This is a genomic window from Pseudomonas sp. ATCC 13867 (assembly GCF_000349845.1).
In the GTDB taxonomy this organism is placed as follows: domain Bacteria; phylum Pseudomonadota; class Gammaproteobacteria; order Pseudomonadales; family Pseudomonadaceae; genus Pseudomonas.
In genome coordinates this window covers 3,323,620-3,342,533 of sequence record NC_020829.1, presented here as the reverse complement: position 1 = coordinate 3,342,533, position 18,914 = coordinate 3,323,620, and the positions used below count along the sequence as shown (strand labels likewise).

The window sequence follows — 18,914 nt, the reverse complement described above, 5'->3', positions numbered from 1 at the left end:
GCCCAGTCGAGCAGGTATGCCGGCTGGGCTGCCCTAAGGGGCCAAACGTCCGCTTTCGACCGATTCTGTTGAAAAAGTAGCTGCCACCCGATGCCGCCGGCAGAATCGCACACTCAGCTAGCGTGGGGGCAGGCAGCATGATGGGACAGTTACCGGGAGGGCAGGCGCGCCTGTTCTATTCGTTCAATCTGGAAGAGCACGTCCCGCCCCAACACCTCCTGCGCAGCATCGACCAGTGCCTGGATCTCAGTGACCTGCGCGCCCACCTGGCGGATTTCTACAGCCCCATCGGGCGCCCCTCGATCGATCCCGAATTGATGGTGCGCATGCTGGTCGTCGGCTACTGCTATGGCATCCGTTCCGAGCGGCGATTGTGCGAAGAGGTGCACCTAAACCTGGGCTATCGCTGGTTCTGCCGGCTGGGCCTGGAGGATGAGGTTCCCAATCACTCGACCTTCTCGAAGAATCGCCACGGCCGTTTCCGTGACAGCGATCTGTTCCGCTGGTTGTTCAATGAGGTGCTGCGGCGCTGCATGGCGGCCGGCCTGGTCAAGGGTGAAGGGTTCGCCGTCGACGCCAGCATCATCAAGGCGGATGCCAGCCGGCAACGTGGGGTGGCGGGAGATGAGGTCGACTGGCGCGATCCGGCGCTCAGCACTCGCGCCGTGCGCGAATACCTCGAAGCCCTCAATGAGGAGGCGCTGGCAGAAGCCCTTCCCAAGAAGATTTCGCTCACCGATCCGCAGGCCCGTTGGACCGCAGCGCCCGGTGGCCCGGCCTTCTTTGCCTACTCCACCAACTACCTGATCGACACCGCGCACGGCGTGATCCTGGATGTGGAAGCCACCCCGGCGCATCGGCCTGCCGAAGTCGAGTCGACCAGGACGATGGTGGATCGTGTCGAAGCGCAGTTCGACCTCACGCCGGAGCGCCTCATCGGCGATACCGCGTATGGCACGGCTCCGATGCTGGCCTGGATGGTCGAAGAGAAGAACATCGAGCCGCACGTGCCGGTGTGGGACAAGACCGAGCGCAAGGACGACAGCCTTTCCAGCAATGACTTTCACTGGCATCAGGAGGCCAATGAATACCGCTGCCCAGCCGGCAAACCGCTACGCAGTGAATGGCGGGCCTTCACTCAGCAAAGATCGCGGGTGACCAAGGCCAACACCATCATCTACCGCTCCAGCCAAGCCGACTGCACCACCTGCCCACTGAAAGCGAAGTGCTGTCCCAATACGCCGATCCGCAAGATCGTCCGCAGCATCCATGAAGCGGCTCGCGACGTGGCGCGACGCATCGCCAAGACACCGGAATATCTCGTCTCTCGCTGCGAACGAAAGAAGGTGGAGATGCTCTTCGCTCACCTCAAACGGATCATGAGACTCGACCGTCTACGACTGCGTGGCCTGACCGGTGCCACTGATGAATTCACCTTGGCGGCGACCGTGCAGAACCTGCGACGCATGGCCAAGCTCATGCCTCACGGGCCACCGCTCACGGGATAGGTCCGCCTGCTGCGAGCAGAAACCCTCGAATTAACCTTCAAACCTGAGCCGGGACGCTCAGTAAAACGCCGAAAGACAACTTGAAGTGGCTTGCAGCCACTTCGAAAGCAGGTGCACTTGGCTGAGTGGCTGCCGCAGAACTGCCTTTTTCAACAGAATCGACCCTTTGCTGCCGTTCAATTTGATCTTCAGGCAACAGAACGCAGCAAAGAGTGCGCGCAGACGATTGCCTCTTTTTCCCATGAACGGGTTGTCAACTTCGAATGGCAGCCGATACGGGAAATCTGCTGAAAGGTACGAGCTCCCCGCCAGTTGATCGTTGCGCCCACTTCACGAGCGAAGCGAGGGGCCCGACGACCGTTCGCAGACAGTTTAATTAGTTCTTGCTGATTCCACTGGCTCTGGATGGAAACAGTAATCTCGGCACTTTTTTAGATCATTCCTTTCCATTGAACGGCAGTAGCGATGTCAGCTCTGGTGGTGCGGAAACTGTTTGCGGGATGAGAGGGTTCGGCATAGCCAAGCGAGATGCCACATACAACCAGGCGGTCAGACGACAATCCGAAGTAGTCGCGCACCCGCTGCGGCCGTACTGCGAGCGCTGCTTGCGGAATCGTAGCGACTCCCAGGCTCGCTGCTGCAAGCAGGAAGTTAGCGACATACGCTCCACAGTCCACCGCGCCGTAGACGCCGAGCGCCTGATCGGTGGTAATCATGGCGACATGCGGGGCGCCAAAGAACCGGAAGTTTTCCATGATCTGTCGTCCTGACGCAGCTCGGTCACCATGCTCAATGCCGAGGCTCTCATAAAGCGCCTGGGCACACTCCCGTCGGCGGGATTGGTATACCCCACGATATTCGCTTGGCCACGGGAAGTCGGGGGTGGGCTCACCTTCCTGCTGTGGCGCTTGCATGACGTCTCGAAACTGCTCGGTCGCTTCCCCTTGGGTTATATGAACCTGCCATGGTTGAGAGTTGCACCAGGATGCCGTGCGTTGTGCCATCGCCACGATGCGTTGGAGCGTGGCCTGAGGGACGGGTTCGGTAGCGAAGGCGCGGCAGCTGAATCGCTGCGACAACAGTTGATTCAGTGCGGTTGCATTGTTATCTGGGGGCATCTTGGAACCTGTTTCTCTTGAATTTGGCTTTGCCGGGGCACGGTACCAAGGAGCGGTAAGACCGCCCCTGCTGCTGTGCTGTCGTTTCTGTCGTGGTTAGCTGTCGTCACGCAGGCTTCAACTGGACGTCCAGAGCGGTGCTCGTTTTTCGAAGAAGGCGCGAATACCTTCTTCAACATCATTTGTTCCTTTGATTGTGTTCATTGCATTGCCGGTGGCTTGCCATCCCGCATCGTCACCTGATGCCAGTAATTCATTCATGGCTGCCAGGGAAGCTTGTACGGACAAGGGGGCGTTTTTCGCGATCCGTTCAGCCAGGACTACGGCCTGCTCCAATACTTCGCCGGGTTTCGCCAACTGATTGATCAGCCCCAGCATATGGGCACGATCAGCCGGCATTGGCTCGCCGCCCAGTACGAGTTCGCGCGCAATGTTGGGTGGAAGCGCGTGTAATGCGCGGAATAGCGCTCCGCACGTTGGAAGCACTCCACGCTGGACTTCCGGCAACCCGAAGCGAGCATTGGTTGCCGCCACAACGATGTCGCACGCAAGCACAATCTCCAATCCGCCGCCTAATGCCACGCCTTCGACCGCTGCGAGCAAAGGCTTGCGACGGCGGCGACGAATGATCCCGTATTCCCCGCCACGTTCCGTGACATAGTCGCCTCGCGAAGAGAGGTCACTGCCAGCACTGAAACATGCGACTCCACCGGTCAGCACTCCCACGTAAAGATCCTCGTCATCGTCGAGCAGGTTAAGAGCCGCATCTAAAGCGTCGGCGAGTGGCCGGTTCACTGCATTGCGTTTTTGTTCACGTCTCAATGTCATGATCAGGACATGGCCTTGTCTTTGAATTTCGACGTCATCAGTTGGGCTCATCAGCTGAGAATCCCTAAGTTTTTGGTTGCAGGCCGAGCCTTCGGCGTTATGCCACGAGAAACCAACCGGCACCCAGCGGATAGGTGGGCGGTTGAATCGGAAGGTCTTTGGGGCAATTTTCAGTCGATTCTATTGATTCACTATTCGGATCTATATAGCGTTTAATGGATTAGACAAATGCGAGCTATGCATGAGTAAGGCAAGCTTTTCAGAGGCTGAGGCATTTCTTGCCGTTGCAGAATGCGGTGGTTTCGGTGCTGCAGGCCGCGAATTGGGTGTGACGCAATCCACTATTAGCCGGCGCGTCGCGGCCTTGGAGGCGCGCATCGGTCGCACCCTAGTTGAAAGGACGACGCGACGGGTCACCCTTACAGAAGCAGGACACACATATGCCAATGAGCTGCGCGAAGTGCTGCTGCGACTGCAGCACGCAGAGGCACGCGCGCAGAATCAAGCTGCGGAGCCGGAAGGTGTGCTCCACATTACGATGCCGACCGCATTCGGGCGCCTCTGCGTCCTGCCATGTGTAGCCACGCTTGCGCAGCGATATCCGCGACTTCGATTTGAACTGGATCTATCGGATCGCTATGTCGATTTGCTTGAAGGGTCGTTCGATGCTGCCGTCAGACTGGATTCTGGCCAGCAGACCGGGATAGAAACCGAGCCCGTCTGGAGTTTTGGCCTCCGACTATGCGCGTCGCCGGACTACATTAGTGAACACGGATTGCCTCTTAGTCCGGCCGACCTTCCTTCGCACTCATACCTTGCGTTGCGCACTTATGCGCCACGTCTGAAGTGGAGCGCTTTTTGGCACGGTCGGAAGGTCGAGCTCGATCTCTTGCCAAGGATTACCGCGAGCGACTCGACTGCACTGCGCACCCTCGTCTTGAGCGGAACGGGGATTGCGGTACTTCCCACTTATCTGGTTTCAAGCGATCTCGATGCGGGCAGGATCATTGATGTTCTACCTGGTCTTGGCTTGCCACGGCGGGATATGGTTGTGGCTTATCCGCGTCATCGTGCCGACCTCAGCAAGCTACGTGTGTTTACCGACGCAATGAGACGGATGTCGATGACCAATGAGTAAGAACTCATCCTTGCTCAGATGGCTGCTTCTGGCCGGTTGTTGCCTCTGATAAGCGGTGGCCACCAAAACAAAGACGATCTCTGCGGGCGCCCGTCTGACACCGATCAGCCTGGTGTTATCAAGGGGGCTGCTGAGTTTGATATCGGGGACGAGGTGTTCCTCCATAGTTGTGGAGATATCCCGGTCCATAGCTTGAAGGCCCTTGAGAAAGCGTTGGGATCCTGGTACTGGAGCGACTGCGCAACCGTGGATACTGGCAGGTTGGTGTGAGCGAGCAATTGCATCGCCAAACTCCGCCTGGTCTCGGTAATGAGTTGTTGGACATGGGTCCCTTCGGCATCTAGACGTCGATGCAGGGTTCGGATGTGCAGCCCTACACGCTCAGCGATCTGCTCGGCCCGGGCCTCGCCGGCCAGCAGTAGGGAATGCAGTTGATGCCTGATCAGCTCCGACGTCGTCAGGCCGGCGGTGGCTGCCACAATGGCGCCCCGCAGTTGCTGATGCCGACGTGGGTTGGCCGTTTTGAGCTTCTGGCGCAGTTGCTGATTGAGGATGACCAGACCAGAGACGTTCGCATTGAACTGCACCGGGCAGCGGAACATACGGGAATAGGCCGAAAAATCCTCGGGCTTGCGGTAGGCCAGTTGCGCGCGGACGGGCGTCCAGCCGGGGCCGAGGAGCTCCCGCAGGGCGCGGACGCCGACCATCATCGCCGTATCGATGAGCGGCCTCGGAGTGACGAGATCGTGGCGGTGGATCACATAGCCGAGCAGGCTGAGTTGCCCAGTCAATGGAAAGAACAGCGGCGCGGCGCCGCGGTCATGCAGCTTTGAATGCGCGACCAGATCGTGCAGAGCCTCTTCCGCCGTGGCGGCACAGCGCATGAGCTGTCCCACCGGCCCCAGGTCGTCGAGGCTGGAGCGTCGGCCCACCAGTATCCCAAGATGGGGGCACTCCGTCTGCCGGATGGCCGTGCAGAACAGTTGGGTGGTCAGGTTGTAGTCGAGTCGCTGTTCTCGGTCGTTGACAAACCTATCCAGGTCGATGTCGGCCGACTCGAAGACGCCAACAGGGTTTCCGCCCAGAGCGCTGATGACGTAAGGAAGGCTTTTCACCGGGCCTGTCCGCACCTCGCCGGAATTGCTGAATATCAGTGGGGAAGGGGCCAACGCACGCTCAGCCATGGGTGACCGTTACCTGCCGTAGTTTGTTTTTGTGATGAAGGTAAACCTTAGACCAGAAAATTCTCCAGAGCTGTCCGAAATTGCAAGGTGCCTTGTAGGAGGAAACCCTAGAGTGAGGTGGCAACTTGTCACCCGCAGGCCTATACCACCTGTACTCCGGGCAGGACTGCCCACGACTCCGTAGATTCGTACGTGTGGCGACCGAGGATGCCAACCTTGTCAGGGATTACGAGATGAACTCACGCGTTTACATGGCTGTGTCGGTCGCTCTGCTGGCAGTGCCTGAGCAGTTGCTGGCGGGTGGGCTGATGCTTTACGAGATCGGCACGGACAACGTTGGGTTGGCGAACGCGGGTGCCGCTGCCCGCGCCCAGGGCCCGTCCACCCTGGCCAGCAACGTGGCCGGCATGGCCTGGCTGTCCGGTACGCAGATCACGGCGGGTGCCCAGGTGCTGCATGGCAACCTGGACTTTGAAACGGACGACGGCACCAATATCGCGGGCGGAAACAGCGGCAACGCGATGGACTGGGCGCCGGGCGGGAGCCTGTTTGTCACTCGGGAGCTCGGCAATGGCTGGTCTGTGGGATTCGCCAGCTATGGCGATTTCGGTCTAAACCTCAACTACGACAACGACTGGAGCGGCCGCTACTTCCTGCAGAACGGTGAGCTGACCGGCATGACGCTGATGCCGGCACTGGCTTATCGCCTCGATGAGCAGTGGGCGTTCGGCATCGGCCTGCGCGCGTTCTACGCGACGCTCGACAGTCAGATGGCGGTGGACAACGCGCCTTTCGAAAGGCTCCAGCGCCCCGACGGCCAAATGAAATACCGGGACCATGACTGGGGGTACGGCGCCAATCTGGGCGTGATCTACGAACCCCGTTCGGGAACCCGACTGGGCCTGAGTTATACCAGCGAGATCGATGTCGAATTCGAAGATGGCCTGGATCTCCAGGGCGTTGGCCCGCTGACGACACAGTTGCTGCGCGATCGCGGGGTTCTCGACGCCAGCACCCGCATCGACATGAATGTGCCGCAGACTTTGACCTTCAGCCTCTACCACCAGCTCGATGAGCAGTGGGCGCTCCTGGCCAGCGTCAACTGGCAGGACTGGTCCCGGTTTGGCGAGGTGGGGGTCGACCTGGATAGCGACACTCCCCGCTCCGCGACGCTCGAAGCGGATTACAAGGACACCTGGCATCTCTCGGTGGGCACTCAGTACCGCTTCGATCCACGCTGGCTGTGGAGTGCCGGCGTCGCCTACGACAGCTCGTCGGTGGATGACGACAAGCGTTCGCTCACCGTGCCGATGGCGGAGAACTGGCGCCTGGGCACGGGCCTGACCTATGCCGTGGACAAGCAGACCGATGTAAACCTGAGCTATGAGCTGGTCTGGCTCGGGGACATGTCGGTCAGTCAGGAAAAGTCACTGCCGCTGAACGACCCCAAGCGCGTATCCGGAGAGTTCGATAACGCCTGGATCCAGGCATTGAGCGCAAGCGCTACCTGGAAGTTCTGATCTTCCGGCCGTGCAAGGGCCCGGTTGTCCGGCAGGGCCTGTACCCAACACCCGGCGGCCGCTGAGCCCGCCGCAACCTACTGACTGAAGCATTCATATTCAGGGATGTCCCGGACCCTGGCGTCCAACAAGGAGATTGTATGAAGAAGGCCAAGGCACTGTTCGCATGCGGCGCGGCTGCCGTTGTACTGCTCACGGCTGGCTGCACCAGCAAAACGGTCGATCAGGCGCAATATTCAGGGTTCCTGCCCAGTTACGACGGCCTGGAATCCGTCGATACCGCGAGCGGCCAGAAGGCCCTGCGCTGGGTGGACCCCGCATTCAATGTTGCCAACTACGACAAGCTGATCTTCCAGCCGCTGCGCTTCTATCCCACGCCACAAACGACGGACCGCATCGGGCAGCAGACCTACGACGATCTGCTGGAGTACGCCAATGCCCGCCTGGGCGAGGCCCTGTCGCAGCGGTTCCAGTTGGTCGGTTTCTCCAGCGGGCCTCGGACACTCGAATTCCGCGGTGCGATTACCGGTGTCAGCGCCAGTAACGAGGGACTCAAGCCCTACGAAGTCATCCCGGTGGCGCTGGTGGTGGCCGGTGCGATGGCGGCAACGGGCGAGCGTGACCAGAACACCGAGCTGTTCCTGGAAGGGGAGTTGATCGACACCAGTACCGGAAAGCCCGTGCTCCGGGTCGTACGCAAGGGCTTCGGGAAGACGCTGAGCAATGACAAGCAGGCCGTTGATTTTGCCGACCTCAAGCCGGTCATCGATGAGCTCACCACCGACGTCATGAAGTTCCGCTAGCTCGGCGAGGGCGCGCGTCGTGTGCGAAGCAGTGGCGCTGCCCAGTTTGCATCGAGAGTCGATATCCAATCCGCGCCGGAGTCCGGGCGCACAAGAAAAGTCATCTCATAGCCAAGGAGAATGCACATGAGAGTTGCCTCAACCACCCTGCTGGCAGCTGCCATCGGCCTGGGGTCACTGGGTCAGGCGTCGGCCGCCGAAACGGATGAGCTTCTGCAGATTGCCAAGGATGCCTACGTCTACGGTTATTCGCTGATGACCACCGAGGTCACGCGTGTGCAGCGGACCAACGTGGACAAAGTGAGCAACACCCATGCGCCCATGGGACAGTTCGCCAACATCCAGCGTTATCCGCCGGCCGATTTTCGCGGTGTGTCTGCGCCCAACGCCGACACGCTCTATTCGATGGCCTGGGTGGACCTGAGCGAGCCGCAGGTGTTCAGTCAGCCGGACATGGGCAAGCGCTACTACCTGATGCCGATGTACGACCTGTGGATGACCATCTTCCATTCACCGGGCGCGCGCACCACCGGTGGCGCCGCGGCCAATTACCTGCTGACCGGGCCGGGTTGGGAGGGCAAGGTGCCCGAGGGCATGACCCAGATAAAATCGGCCACACGCAAGATGCTGATCCTGGGGCGGACTTATGCCGATGGCACCGACAAGGACTACGCAGCGGTCAATGTCCTGCAGACGAAATTGAAGATCACCCCGCTGTCGGCCTGGGGCAAGCCTTATACGCCCAAGACACCGGCCGTCGACCCAAATCCGGGCTTCAGCATGACTGCCAAGCCGCAGGATGTGATTCTCGGTATGAGCACAGAGGTCTACTTCAACAAGCTCGCAGACCTGATGTGCGAGGACGCGCCGCCTGCGGCCGGAGATGCTCCGATCCTGGCGCGCATGGCCAAGCTGGGGATCGCTCCTTGCAAGCCGTTCAAGCTCAGTGCCTTGCCGTCGGAGCTACAGGCGAAACTCGCCGACCTGCCGAAGGTCGCCCTGCAGGAAATCGGCGAGGGGCAGCCGACCCTGGGCAGCAAGGTCAATGGCTGGACCTTCACCAAGGGTCTCGGCGTCTACGACACCCACTACATGAAACGCGCCGTGGTGGCCGCCTTCGGATGGCCGGCGAACGTGGAGCAGGATGCCGTCTACCCCTACACCACGATCGACAGCGCCGGCCAGAAGCTCAACGGCGCCAACCGTTATACCCTGACCTTCGCCAAGGGGAAGACGCCGCCGGCGAATGGTTTCTGGTCCATCACCATGTATGAAATCGATCAAGGCTGGTGGTTCGTGCCAAACCCGCTGGACAAGTTCACCGTCAGCCCGCGCAACGACCTGAAGTACAACGCCGATGGTTCCCTGACCCTGTACTTCCAACACGAGTCGCCCGGCAAGGACAAGGAAGCCAACTGGCTGCCGGCCCCGAAGGGGGACTTCCTGCCGATGCTGCGGATGTACTGGCCGAAAGTGCAGAACCCCTCGATTCTGGACGGTAGCTGGACCCCTCCGCAGATCGTGCGTGCCGAGTAAGTCCCTGGAGCCTTGGCCCTGGCAGCTTGCCTGTCGAGGTCAAGGCCGCGCGGGAGTGGTACGAGCTGAGAGTCGGGCCGACGCTGATGTGACCGCGAGGACAGCGTGCCGAGCGTTATCGCCCACCCCAAGACGCTGGCCTCCAGGTAATGGCGCGGCGGGACTTCCGAGGGCGTCCCGCTACACCCGCCGAAACCAGCGACCTTTCGCTGTTGCGTAGTGCCACCGGCCGTCGCCTGCCGATGGCCCATGAGAACCCCAGGCTTTCAAGGAGATTGTGATGAAGCACATCCAGTACGGATTCTTTGCCTGGCTCCTCGCCAGTGCGCTGAGTGGCTGCGCCTCCGTGGATACGGGCGGCGCCAATGGCGGTCCCGGGGAAGTGGAAATCCGCACCGGGGTGGTGGAGCAGCTCACCGAAACCCAGGTTCAGACCAACCATGACACCGGTGTGGGCGCGATCCTCGGTGGTATCGGCGGCGCGGCCCTGGGCAGCCTGGTCGGAGGGGGCACCGGGCGTGACGTGGCGATGATCGCCGGAGCGTCGGCCGGTGGTGTGGGTGGCAACTATGCCGAGCGGCGTCATTACGACAAGCCGCAAGAGGCCCAGCAGGTGATCGTGCGGATGAAGAGCGGCGTGCTGGTCTCGGTGACGCAGCCGGTGAACGCGGAGCTCCGCCAGGGCGAACGGGTGTACATCGAAGGACAGGGTGCGGGTGCGCGGGTGGTGCCGCAGAACGAGTGAGTCACCCTGCTGGTGACGGCCCAGCGCCGCAGCGCCTGGGCGCGTCGGCAGCGCTCGCAGCTGTACCGGATGGTTGAGCTGATCGGCTACTGGTCGATGCTCGATGTGCTGGTGGTCGCGCTGGTGGCGGCCCTGGTGCAGTTGCGCGAACTGGGCACCATCGAGCCGCGGGCGGGCATCCTGTTTTTCGGCCTGGTGGTGGTGCTCACCATGCTGTCCGCCATGAGTTTCGATCCACGACTGATCTGGGACAACGGAGGTCCTGTCGATGCAACAGCCGTTTCCTGAGCTCGGCCCCCCTGGGGCGGGGCAGGTCGTCACCCGGCGCTGGAGCATTTCCCTGGTCTGGATCGTCCCCATGATCGCCCTGCTGGTCGGTGCGTCGCTGGTGGTGCGCAACTGGATGGGGCAGGGCCCGACCATCGAAATTTCCTTCCGGACCGGCGAAGGCCTGGTCGCCCACAAGACCCAGGTGAAATACCGCAGCGTCATGATCGGCGAGGTCGAGGCGGTGGCGTTGGCCAAGGACAGGAACAGCGTCACCGCGACCATAAGGCTCAACAAGGAAGCGGAAGCCTTCGCGACCCGCGATGCCAGGTTCTGGGTCGTGCGTCCGCGGATCGGTGCGGGCGGTGTCAGCGGGGTCGATACCTTGTTGTCCGGCAGCTTCATCGGCGCCGACTCCGGCCAGTCGAGCGTACCGGCGAAGCGCTTCGTGGGACTGGAGACGCCGCCGCCTCTCACTTACGGCGCCAAGGGGACGAGCTTCATCCTGCATGCCGACGATCTCGGCTCGCTGGACATCGGTTCACCGATCTATTACCGCAAGATCCCGGTCGGACAGGTCGTCTCCTATGCGCTGCGTGCCGATGGCGAGGGGGTGGATGTCGGTATTTTCATCGAGGCGCCCAACGATGGCTACGTCACCCGCAACACCCGGTTCTGGAATGCCAGCGGGCTGGACGTGAACGTCGATGCCAATGGCCTGAAGGTCAATACCGAGTCCCTGTCGGCCCTGCTGGTAGGCGGCCTGGCCTTCGGTGTGCTGCAGGGGGCGGAGAGCAGCAAGGGCGTGGCAGTGGCGACCCAGAGCCAGGAGTTCGACCTGTATGCCGATCGCGACAGTGCGCTCGCTCCGCCGTCGGGCAAGGCGCAGTACCTGCGTTTTCGCTTCGACCAGTCGATGCGCGGGTTGGCGGTTGGCGCACCAGTCGAGTTCATGGGGATGGCGTTCGGCAAGGTCACGTCCGTGCAGTTGGACTATGACGAGAAGAAGCAGAGTTTCCCGGTCATGGTCGATGCTGTGATCTACCCGCAACGATTGGGGCCGGCCTACCAGAAGACACTCAGGGCCCTCGACCACTCCCCGGAGGATGACGCCGGCACCAGCCGTCTGGTCGCCCGCTTCGTCGAGCACGGGCTGCGCGCCCAGGCTCGCAACGGCAACCTCCTGACCGGTCAGCTCTATATCTCCCTGGACTTCTATCCCGATGCCACGCCGGCCGTCGTCGATACCACTGCGCGCCCGATCCGTATTCCGACCATTGCGGGCAGTCTCGACAAGCTCCAGGAGCAGTTGCAGGAAATCGTGGAGCGCATTCGCAAGCTGCCGCTGGAGAGGATTGCCAACAATCTCGACGGCAACCTCCGGGAGCTGCAAGGCAGCCTGAAGCAGTTCAACCGCCAGACCCTGCCCGGGGTGAACAGCACGCTGGACGAGGTGCGCAAGACACTGGCCACGGCCAACTCGGCGCTGGCGGCAGACTCGCCACAACGGCAGCAACTCAGCGATACGCTGGATGAGCTGGACCGCACGTCGCGTTCGTTGCGCGATCTGTCCGACTACCTTGGGCGACACCCCGAGTCGCTCATCCGTGGTCGCTCCAGGAGTGCGGATGTGGAAAACCTGCTGCCCTGAGATGGCGCTGGGTTAAGGAGAAGGTTCAGATGCCCAGGTTGCCCTTGCGGTTGTTGGCAGGCTTGTTCCCCCTGCTGTGGGGATGCAGCAGTGCGCCGATTCATTACCACACCCTGGTTCCCGTCAAACCAGTCGCCTCCCCCGGCAGCCAGGTACGGGTCGAACGTGTGTCGATGCCGCCCCGGGTTGACCGCTTGCAGCTCGTCATCCGGCAGGGAAGCAGTGGGCTGGCGATCCTCGACACCGAATGGCGGGGAGCCAACCTGACGGATGAATTCAGCAGCGCACTGGAGGACCAGCTGGGCTCGCCCGCGGGCGGTCACGCCATTTCGTCGTTGCAAATCGATGTCCAGCGCTTCGATTCGGTACCGGGGCAATACGCGTTACTGGACGCCCGCTGGCAACTGCAACTACCCGGTGCGGCCAAGCCGCTGTCCTGCCACAGCCGTCTGCAGCCCCCTCGAACAACAGTGTGGAGGGGCTGGTGGCGTATCAGGCCAACCTGAGCCAACTGGTCGCATTGGTGGCGAGTGCCAATGCAGAGGGGGTAAGTGCCCGCCCCTGAGCCGATCGGACACGCCTGTCGCAAGCCCCCACCTGCAACCTGAAACCCCGCCCTGTCGATAAGCCTGCAGCGTCTTCCCCGGCTGCGGGTGGCTCGTGGCTTGCGCTGGCGGTCGGCGGGAGGGGCTGCTTTTCTTCGCTGGCGGATGGGTGGCTCTTCGAACGATACTTCGAGGTGCGATGTAACCCTTCCCCCTGCCTGAGGCGCAGCACAGTGGAAAGAATGGAGCCCGAACTGGTACTCAAGACGACTCCGCCGAGGAGCCAGAAAACGGCTTATCGACGCGAGCGCCTGAGCCTTGAAATGGAGGAGATGGCCTCCCGAGTGGCCATTTCCGTCCATGCGCCAGCCGGCTTCGGCAAGACCTGGCTGCTGGCCCAATGGCGCCGGGAACTGCTCTCGAGGGGCGCCGTGGTCGCCTGGCTGACCCTGGATGCGCGCGACGACGACGTACGCTTCGTCCAGGGACTGGCTGCGGCGATGCTGGTGGCCAGCGGACGGCAGGCTTTCGCCAGCTCCGCCAGCCAGGCCATGAGCCGACGCGATGCGCTGGGCTGCCTGACCGAATGGCTGGCGGAAGTGGCTGACCTGGGATGCGAAGTCACCCTCATGCTCGATGAGGTCGATGCGCTGCCCGATGAGGTCATTCGCAATGCGCTGACCTACCTGCTGCACAACGCGCCCGCGAACCTGCGTGTCCTGATGGCCTCGCGCCGCCGCCCCAATCTTCAGGCGGCCGAGATGCAGGCGCGGGGAGCGTTTCTGGCGCTGAACCTGGAGGCCTTGCGCTTTCGCGTCGATGAAACCGTGGCGGTGCTCGGCAGCCGCTTCGGCGACGGCCTCGACATCGACCTCAAGGTCATCCTGCATGAACTCACCGAAGGGTGGCCCCTGGGCGTGCAACTCGCCATCGCGGCCATCGAAAGAAGTACCAGTCCGCCCCACGCCGTTCAGGAGCTGAAGGCCTGCACAGGTGATATCCAGCGGTATTTCGTCGATAGCCTGGTGGCGCGCCTGGCGCCGGAGCAGGTGGATTTCCTCATCAACATCGCCGTCCCGGAAACCCTGCACCCCGACTTGTGCATCGCCCTGACCGACAACCCGCGTGCGGGAGAGCTGCTGGCTGAGCTATGCGCCAGCACGCCGATCTTCGTCGAAGGGCAGGGCAGTGACTGGGTGCGTGTCCATCCGCTGGCCCGAGAATTTCTCCAGCAGCGCGTGGCGATGCTGTCGCCGGAGCGTCGACAGGAACTTCATCATCGGGCCGCCTCGTGGCTGGAGGCTAACGGCCTGTTCGAGGAAGCCGCGCGCCATTACCTCTGTGCCGAGCGGTCCGCGCAGGCCTACGACATGATCGAGCCATGTCTGTACGAAATCATGTTGCGCGGTCAGTTCAACCGCGTCATCGAGTGGGTCGCGGAGCTTCCCCCGGAGGAAGTGGAGACGCGTCCGCGCCTGTGCCTGGCGGCAGCCTGGGCGCTGGCCATGAGCGATCGCTCGGCGCAGGCCGGGCACCTGGTTGCCAGGCTCCAGAGCGACCCGTCAATAGGCGAAGCCGACAGTTGCGAGGCGGCGGCCATCGCCTCCGCGGCGGCCTACTTCGCCGACCGTCCGGACGAGTCGCAAGCCATCATCGGTCCCTGGGCTGAGCGCCCGCCGGCGGGCTCGGTCAAGGTCCAGGCCATCGTGGCGAACCAGCAGGCCCGCCTGGCGTTGTTCCGTGGCCAGCCGGAAGTGGCCCGGCGCATCTGCCAGCGTGCGCCGCAATACGACTGGACGGTGGGGCTGGATGCCATTCGCGGCTTTGCCGAGTGGCTGGTGGCCACGACCTACGTCTGGGAAGGGCGCCTGGTGCCGGCCGAGAACGCCTTGCGTGGCACCTTGCTGCACGCCGAGCGGGACATCGGTCGGCGCAGCTCGGTGGCCATCCTGCTGGCCTGCAGCCTGGCGACGGTGTTGCTGGAGCGGGACGAGCCCGACGAGGCGGCCACTGTGCTGGCCAATCGGATGGACAGGGTCGAATGCCTGGCCACTCCCGATGCCATCGTTGCCGGTTTCGTCACGGCGGCGCGGCTGGCAACCCTGCAAGGTCAGCCCCATCGCTGCCAGGATCTGCTCGAAGCCCTGCATGCGCTCGGCGAGGAGCGGGAGATACCACGCTTCTGCATGGTCTCGCTCGGCGAGCAGATCCGCTTGCACGCGGTACAGGGGCGAGCCGATACCTGCCAGCTGCTCTGGCGGCGGCTGGAGGAGGCGATTCCACCCTGTTTCCATGATCCGGACAGCCTCCTCGGACCGGAGCTGCGCCTGTGCGCCGGCATTGCGCGGGCCTACACGCTGCTGGCGCAGGGGAACTGGGAGGGGGTGTTGAGCGTAACGGCCGATATCCATGAGTTGGCCGGCCGGATGCGCTGCGGACGCGAGCGGGTCCAGGCGCTGCTGCTCAAGGCACTGGCGCTGCGCGAGATGGGACTCGATGGCGAAGCGAGCCTGCTGGAGGCCAGGAGCCTGGCGCAAGAGTTCGGTATGCGCCGCGTACTGCTGGACACCCATCCGCTGTTGGCCCGCTGGCTGCGGATGCTGGAGAGCGGCGAGCCGTCCCGGACAGCGCTGCCGGCGGAGGCCGTCCCGCGTCCGGTGGCGGTAGCGAAAGTCGCGCCGAGCGGGCTGTTGACACCCAAGGAACAGGAGGTGCTGGAGCTGCTGGCCCGCAACCTCTCCAACAAGCAGATCGCGCTGGCGCTGCACGTTGGGGAAGAGACCGTGAAGTGGCACCTGAAGAATCTGTTCGGCAAGTTTCAGGCGGGAACGCGCCGACATGTCGTGGATCGCGCCTACATGTTGGGGATCCTGGAGGCAGACCGCTAGCTTCCCCCCGACGCTGGCGGCATCGACCTGATTCGCCCGCGATCCCCCCTTCCTCCGACTGTAAAACCGTGCCGTCCCCCCAGGCGATGGGGGGGTGCGCTCGCCTTCAGGCCAATACCGTCTCCCCAATGATTGAGTGCCCGGGACTGTCCGGGGCTGGGAGAACGGGTATGGCGGAACGCGTGCTGATCGCTGGGGTAGGGGTAACACCCTTTGCTCCGTTGAGCGTTCGACGTCCTTTGCATGGGCTGGCGGGGCAGGCGGTACGGGCCGCGCTGGAGGATGCACGTATCGACAACGACCTGATCGACCAGGTCTTCGTCTCCAGCGCGAACACCCGGGTCGGTATCAGCGAGCAGGTGCTGCTGCAGATCGGCCTGTCCGGTATCCCGACCTTCTGCATACGCGATGGCGGGGTATCGCCCAGCACGGCGGTGCATCTGGCGCGCAACAGCATCCTGGGCGGTGACGCCGAGGCGGTCCTGGTCCTGGGGTTCGAGGACATGCACGACGGTATCTCCAACCGGATGCTCTTCGGCCTCGACGCGTTTCCCGACGATGACTGGAGCGACCTGCTGCGCCGTGATGACCCGCTGGCGATGGTCGCCCGGCGCGATCATCCCGCCGCCTTGTATGCCGCGCAGGTGCAATGGCTGCAGGCCCGGATGGGCGTCACCGAGCGCTGCTTCGAGCGTGTGCTGGAGCAGGCCAGGACCCGCGCCAGGCTCGTTCCCGGCGGCCTGCCCGACGCACCTGCGCGGGAGGGTTGGCTACCGCCCTACCTGTGCCCGCCAGCCTCCGGCGCCGCCGCGATCCTGCTGTGTTCGGAGAGCTTCGCGGATCGTTACGGCATGCGCCGCGGGGTGGCCATCCTGGCCAGTACCCGCAGCAACGACCTGCTCTGTGAGCTGGCGGCGGGCAATGTCCTGGACGTGCTGGGCCGGGCGGCGACGCGTCGCGCCGCCGCCCAGGCCTACGCCCAGGCGGGCATCGGCGTCGAGGAGCTCGACGTGGTCGAGCTGCATGACCAGAGCGTCGGCGATTTCCTGGTCTTCGCCTCGGCCATCGGCCTGTGCGAGGAGACGCAGATGAGTGATTTCGCGTTCAGGCAGAGGAGCAAACCGATGGTTTGTCCTTCGGGAGGGCTGCTGGGCGGCGGCCTGGTGCCTGGAGTCAGCGCCCTGGCGCAACTGGCGGAACTGGTTCGCCAACTGCGTGGGGAAGCGGGGGGGCGGCAGGTTCCCGGCTCACGGATAGGGCTTCAGCACAGCGCCGCTGTCGGGCGTTCGGTCTCGATCACGATTCTCCAGAGGGATTGAGGGCATCGCCGGGACGGCATTCAACACAACACAGTGAGTAACTCGATGAAGAACAAGAACAATAAGATCTGCCATTGCGTGCAACCGAGCGTCTGGGCTTCGGCGCTGATGCTCGGTCTGGGAAGCTTGCCGGCCCAGGCGCTCGAGCTGGATACCGGCGTCGAGGACCTGCAGGTGCGCTTCGACAACACGGTCAAGCTCAATTACGCGCAGCGCGTGGAGAGCGCCAACTCCAAGCTGGCCAACGCCTGGAACAACAACGACGGTGACCGCAACTTCTCAGCGGGCAGCGCGGTGTCTCAGCGCATCGACGTGCTGCACGAGCTCGACGTGGTCTACCGCAAGCAGTTCGGCTTCCGGGTCAGCGGCAACAGCTGGTACGACCATGCCTACGACAAGGTCGGCAGCGCCAACCCATCGACCAACCAGTTTCAGGACGGCGTGGCCGACTCGCGGAAGTTGAGCGGCTACGCGGAGCGCTATTACAACGGGCCATCGTCGGAATTCCTCGATGCGTTCGTCTTCGGCAGCACCGAGATCGGCGATGAGTCGATGCTCAGCATGAAGGTGGGCAGCCACACCCAGTACTGGGGGGAAAGCATCCTGGCGTTCGCTCATGGCAACAGCTACGGCCAGTCCGGCCTGGACATCGCCAAGGCCCTGGCGGTGCCGGGCACCGAGGCCAAGGAGCTGTTCATCCCGCGCAACCAGATCTCGATGAACTTCACCCTCAATCCGGAGCTGTCCTTCGGCGCCCAGTATTTCCTCGACTGGGACGCCTCGCGTCTGCCCGAGTCGGGCACCTACCTGGGCTTCAACGATGCCATCCAGCACGGCAGTGACGACCTGTCGCTGATCGCCCAGCCCAACCCCATCTTCGGGCTGGTGCCCGGTGCGCCGCAGTTTCTGCGCCTGACGGGCGGGCATACCTTCACGCCGGACAAGCATGGCGATTTCGGCCTGATGCTCAGGTGGACCCCGGAATGGCTCGACGGCTCCCTCGGCCTGTATTACCGCAAGACCTCCGACATCCTGCCGAACATTGCCCTGCAGCCTTCGGCGGTCGGCATGCCGCAACTGATGTCCGGTGTCGTCGGCAGCTACAACCAGTTCTACGTCGACGATATCGACATCTACGGGATCAGCCTGTCCAAGAACATCGCCGGCGTCAGCGTGGGCGTTGATCTGAACTACCGCGAGAACATGCCGCTGGCCAGCGTTCCGGCCAACGTCAATCCGCTCGCGCCCGCGGGGACGCCTGGCTTCGTCAGCAGCTTCGACGGCAACGACGGCGTGGCGCGCGGCAAGACCGTGCATGCGGTGGTCAACGGCCTGACCACCTTCGCCGACACCCCGGTGTGGGATGGCGCCTCGCTGCTGGTCGAACTGGCCTACAGCCGCTGGCTGGACGTGACCGACAACCAGCAGCTGTTCAAGGGCGAGGACTGGTACCGCGGCGTCGACAAGGTGACCCGCGACAACTACGTCATGGGCGTCAACTTCACGCCGACCTGGTACCAGGTCTTCCCCGGCGTCGATGTCCAGTTGCCGCTGACCTACAACGTCGGCCTGGACGGCCAGTCCGCCGTGCAACTGGGCGGCAACGAAGACTCGGGCAGCTACTCCGTCGGCGTAGGTGTCGATCTGCGCAACCAGTACCGCTTCGACCTGAAGTACGTGGACAACTTCGGGCCGTTCGATACCTGCGAGTCCCCGGTGGATGGCGCCACGCCCGGCGCCAACGGCCAGTACAACTGCGCGCTGGGACAAACCACCGCGTTCGCGGGAACCCCGGCCCAGCTCAAGGACCGCGGCATGGTCACCTTCACCTTCAAGACAACCTTCTGAGCAACCCACGTAGGAG

15 protein-coding genes and 1 pseudogene are annotated in these 18,914 nt (G+C 63.0%); 13 read left to right on the top strand and 3 right to left on the bottom strand.

Annotation, left to right across the window (positions count from 1 at the left end; all coding sequences use genetic code 11):
* The first annotated feature begins 137 nt into the window (after positions 1-137).
* Both H681_RS14815 and H681_RS26575 read left to right on the top strand, forming a co-directional pair.
* Complete coding sequence (locus H681_RS14815; RefSeq protein WP_015477689.1) at positions 138-1,508, top strand: IS1182 family transposase; 1,371 nt, start codon at positions 138-140, stop codon at positions 1,506-1,508.
* A gap of 117 nt (positions 1,509-1,625) precedes the next feature.
* Positions 1,626-1,799: a hypothetical protein gene (locus H681_RS26575; protein ID WP_162140832.1), complete on the top strand. Its 174-nt coding sequence runs from the start codon at positions 1,626-1,628 to the stop codon at positions 1,797-1,799.
* Positions 1,800-1,939: 140 nt separating this feature from the next.
* On the opposite strand, the gene H681_RS14810 is transcribed toward H681_RS26575, so the two are convergent.
* Together H681_RS14810 and H681_RS25925 are read right to left on the bottom strand one after the other, a co-directional pair.
* Complete coding sequence (locus H681_RS14810) at positions 1,940-2,626, bottom strand: nitroreductase (protein ID WP_041712036.1); 687 nt, start codon at positions 2,624-2,626, stop codon at positions 1,940-1,942.
* A gap of 117 nt (positions 2,627-2,743) precedes the next feature.
* Positions 2,744-3,505: an enoyl-CoA hydratase-related protein gene (locus H681_RS25925; RefSeq protein ID WP_015477687.1), complete on the bottom strand. Its 762-nt coding sequence runs from the start codon at positions 3,503-3,505 to the stop codon at positions 2,744-2,746.
* Positions 3,506-3,695: 190 nt separating this feature from the next.
* On the opposite strand from H681_RS25925, the gene H681_RS25920 reads away from it, so the two are divergent.
* Positions 3,696-4,592 carry a LysR family transcriptional regulator gene (locus tag H681_RS25920; RefSeq protein ID WP_015477686.1) on the top strand — a complete coding sequence of 299 codons (897 nt, stop codon included), beginning with the start codon at positions 3,696-3,698 and terminating at the stop codon, positions 4,590-4,592.
* Positions 4,593-4,696: 104 nt separating this feature from the next.
* On the opposite strand, the gene H681_RS14805 is transcribed toward H681_RS25920, so the two are convergent.
* Positions 4,697-5,776: an AraC family transcriptional regulator gene (locus tag H681_RS14805; protein WP_015477685.1), complete on the bottom strand. Its 1,080-nt coding sequence runs from the start codon at positions 5,774-5,776 to the stop codon at positions 4,697-4,699.
* A gap of 233 nt (positions 5,777-6,009) precedes the next feature.
* On the opposite strand from H681_RS14805, the gene H681_RS14800 reads away from it, so the two are divergent.
* The 10 genes and pseudogenes from H681_RS14800 to H681_RS14755 all read left to right on the top strand — a co-directional run bounded on the left by H681_RS14800 (position 6,010) and on the right by H681_RS14755 (position 18,898).
* Positions 6,010-7,296 carry an OmpP1/FadL family transporter gene (locus H681_RS14800; RefSeq protein ID WP_041712033.1) on the top strand — a complete coding sequence of 429 codons (1,287 nt, stop codon included), beginning with the start codon at positions 6,010-6,012 and terminating at the stop codon, positions 7,294-7,296.
* A gap of 140 nt (positions 7,297-7,436) precedes the next feature.
* Complete coding sequence (locus H681_RS14795; protein WP_015477683.1) at positions 7,437-8,099, top strand: DUF3313 domain-containing protein; 663 nt, start codon at positions 7,437-7,439, stop codon at positions 8,097-8,099.
* 126 nt (positions 8,100-8,225) lie between these two features.
* Positions 8,226-9,635, top strand: a complete 1,410-nt coding sequence (locus H681_RS14790) for a DUF1254 domain-containing protein (RefSeq protein WP_015477682.1) — start codon at positions 8,226-8,228, stop codon at positions 9,633-9,635.
* A 280-nt stretch (positions 9,636-9,915) separates the two neighbouring features.
* Positions 9,916-10,380 carry a glycine zipper 2TM domain-containing protein gene (locus H681_RS14785; RefSeq protein WP_015477681.1) on the top strand — a complete coding sequence of 155 codons (465 nt, stop codon included), beginning with the start codon at positions 9,916-9,918 and terminating at the stop codon, positions 10,378-10,380.
* A 6-nt stretch (positions 10,381-10,386) separates the two neighbouring features.
* Positions 10,387-10,668 (top strand): annotated as a pseudogene (locus H681_RS14780) (paraquat-inducible protein A); the annotation flags it as partial.
* Positions 10,649-12,298, top strand: coding sequence for a PqiB family protein (locus H681_RS14775; protein WP_041712031.1), 1,650 nt, complete (start codon positions 10,649-10,651; stop codon positions 12,296-12,298). The pseudogene H681_RS14780 and the gene H681_RS14775, both read left to right, overlap by 20 nt.
* A 29-nt stretch (positions 12,299-12,327) precedes the next feature.
* Positions 12,328-12,804, top strand: a complete 477-nt coding sequence (locus H681_RS14770; protein ID WP_015477678.1) for a PqiC family protein — start codon at positions 12,328-12,330, stop codon at positions 12,802-12,804.
* Positions 12,805-13,187: 383 nt separating this feature from the next.
* Positions 13,188-15,731, top strand: a complete 2,544-nt coding sequence (locus H681_RS14765; RefSeq protein ID WP_236620481.1) for a LuxR C-terminal-related transcriptional regulator — start codon at positions 13,188-13,190, stop codon at positions 15,729-15,731.
* A 170-nt stretch (positions 15,732-15,901) separates the two neighbouring features.
* Positions 15,902-17,050 carry a thiolase C-terminal domain-containing protein gene (locus H681_RS14760; protein WP_041712027.1) on the top strand — a complete coding sequence of 383 codons (1,149 nt, stop codon included), beginning with the start codon at positions 15,902-15,904 and terminating at the stop codon, positions 17,048-17,050.
* 45 nt (positions 17,051-17,095) lie between these two features.
* Positions 17,096-18,898 carry a DUF1302 domain-containing protein gene (locus H681_RS14755; RefSeq protein ID WP_015477675.1) on the top strand — a complete coding sequence of 601 codons (1,803 nt, stop codon included), beginning with the start codon at positions 17,096-17,098 and terminating at the stop codon, positions 18,896-18,898.
* Positions 18,899-18,914 lie beyond the last annotated feature (16 nt).

Bases quoted from the DNA above. Each gene is read 5' to 3' on its own strand.
- H681_RS14785 (WP_015477681.1), top strand. From the start codon at position 9,916: ATGAAGCACATCCAGTACGGATTCTTTGCCTGGCTCCTCGCCAGTGCG.
- H681_RS25925 (WP_015477687.1), bottom strand. From the start codon at position 3,505: ATGAGCCCAACTGATGACGTCGAAATTCAAAGACAAGGCCATGTCCTG.
- H681_RS14800 (WP_041712033.1), top strand. From the start codon at position 6,010: ATGAACTCACGCGTTTACATGGCTGTGTCGGTCGCTCTGCTGGCAGTG.
- H681_RS14810 (WP_041712036.1), bottom strand. From the start codon at position 2,626: ATGCCCCCAGATAACAATGCAACCGCACTGAATCAACTGTTGTCGCAG.
- H681_RS14805 (WP_015477685.1), bottom strand. From the start codon at position 5,776: ATGGCTGAGCGTGCGTTGGCCCCTTCCCCACTGATATTCAGCAATTCC.
- H681_RS14770 (WP_015477678.1), top strand. From the start codon at position 12,328: ATGCCCAGGTTGCCCTTGCGGTTGTTGGCAGGCTTGTTCCCCCTGCTG.
- H681_RS14775 (WP_041712031.1), top strand. From the start codon at position 10,649: ATGCAACAGCCGTTTCCTGAGCTCGGCCCCCCTGGGGCGGGGCAGGTC.
- H681_RS14755 (WP_015477675.1), top strand. From the start codon at position 17,096: ATGAAGAACAAGAACAATAAGATCTGCCATTGCGTGCAACCGAGCGTC.
- H681_RS25920 (WP_015477686.1), top strand. From the start codon at position 3,696: ATGAGTAAGGCAAGCTTTTCAGAGGCTGAGGCATTTCTTGCCGTTGCA.
- H681_RS14760 (WP_041712027.1), top strand. From the start codon at position 15,902: ATGGCGGAACGCGTGCTGATCGCTGGGGTAGGGGTAACACCCTTTGCT.
- H681_RS14790 (WP_015477682.1), top strand. From the start codon at position 8,226: ATGAGAGTTGCCTCAACCACCCTGCTGGCAGCTGCCATCGGCCTGGGG.
- H681_RS14795 (WP_015477683.1), top strand. From the start codon at position 7,437: ATGAAGAAGGCCAAGGCACTGTTCGCATGCGGCGCGGCTGCCGTTGTA.
- H681_RS14815 (WP_015477689.1), top strand. From the start codon at position 138: ATGATGGGACAGTTACCGGGAGGGCAGGCGCGCCTGTTCTATTCGTTC.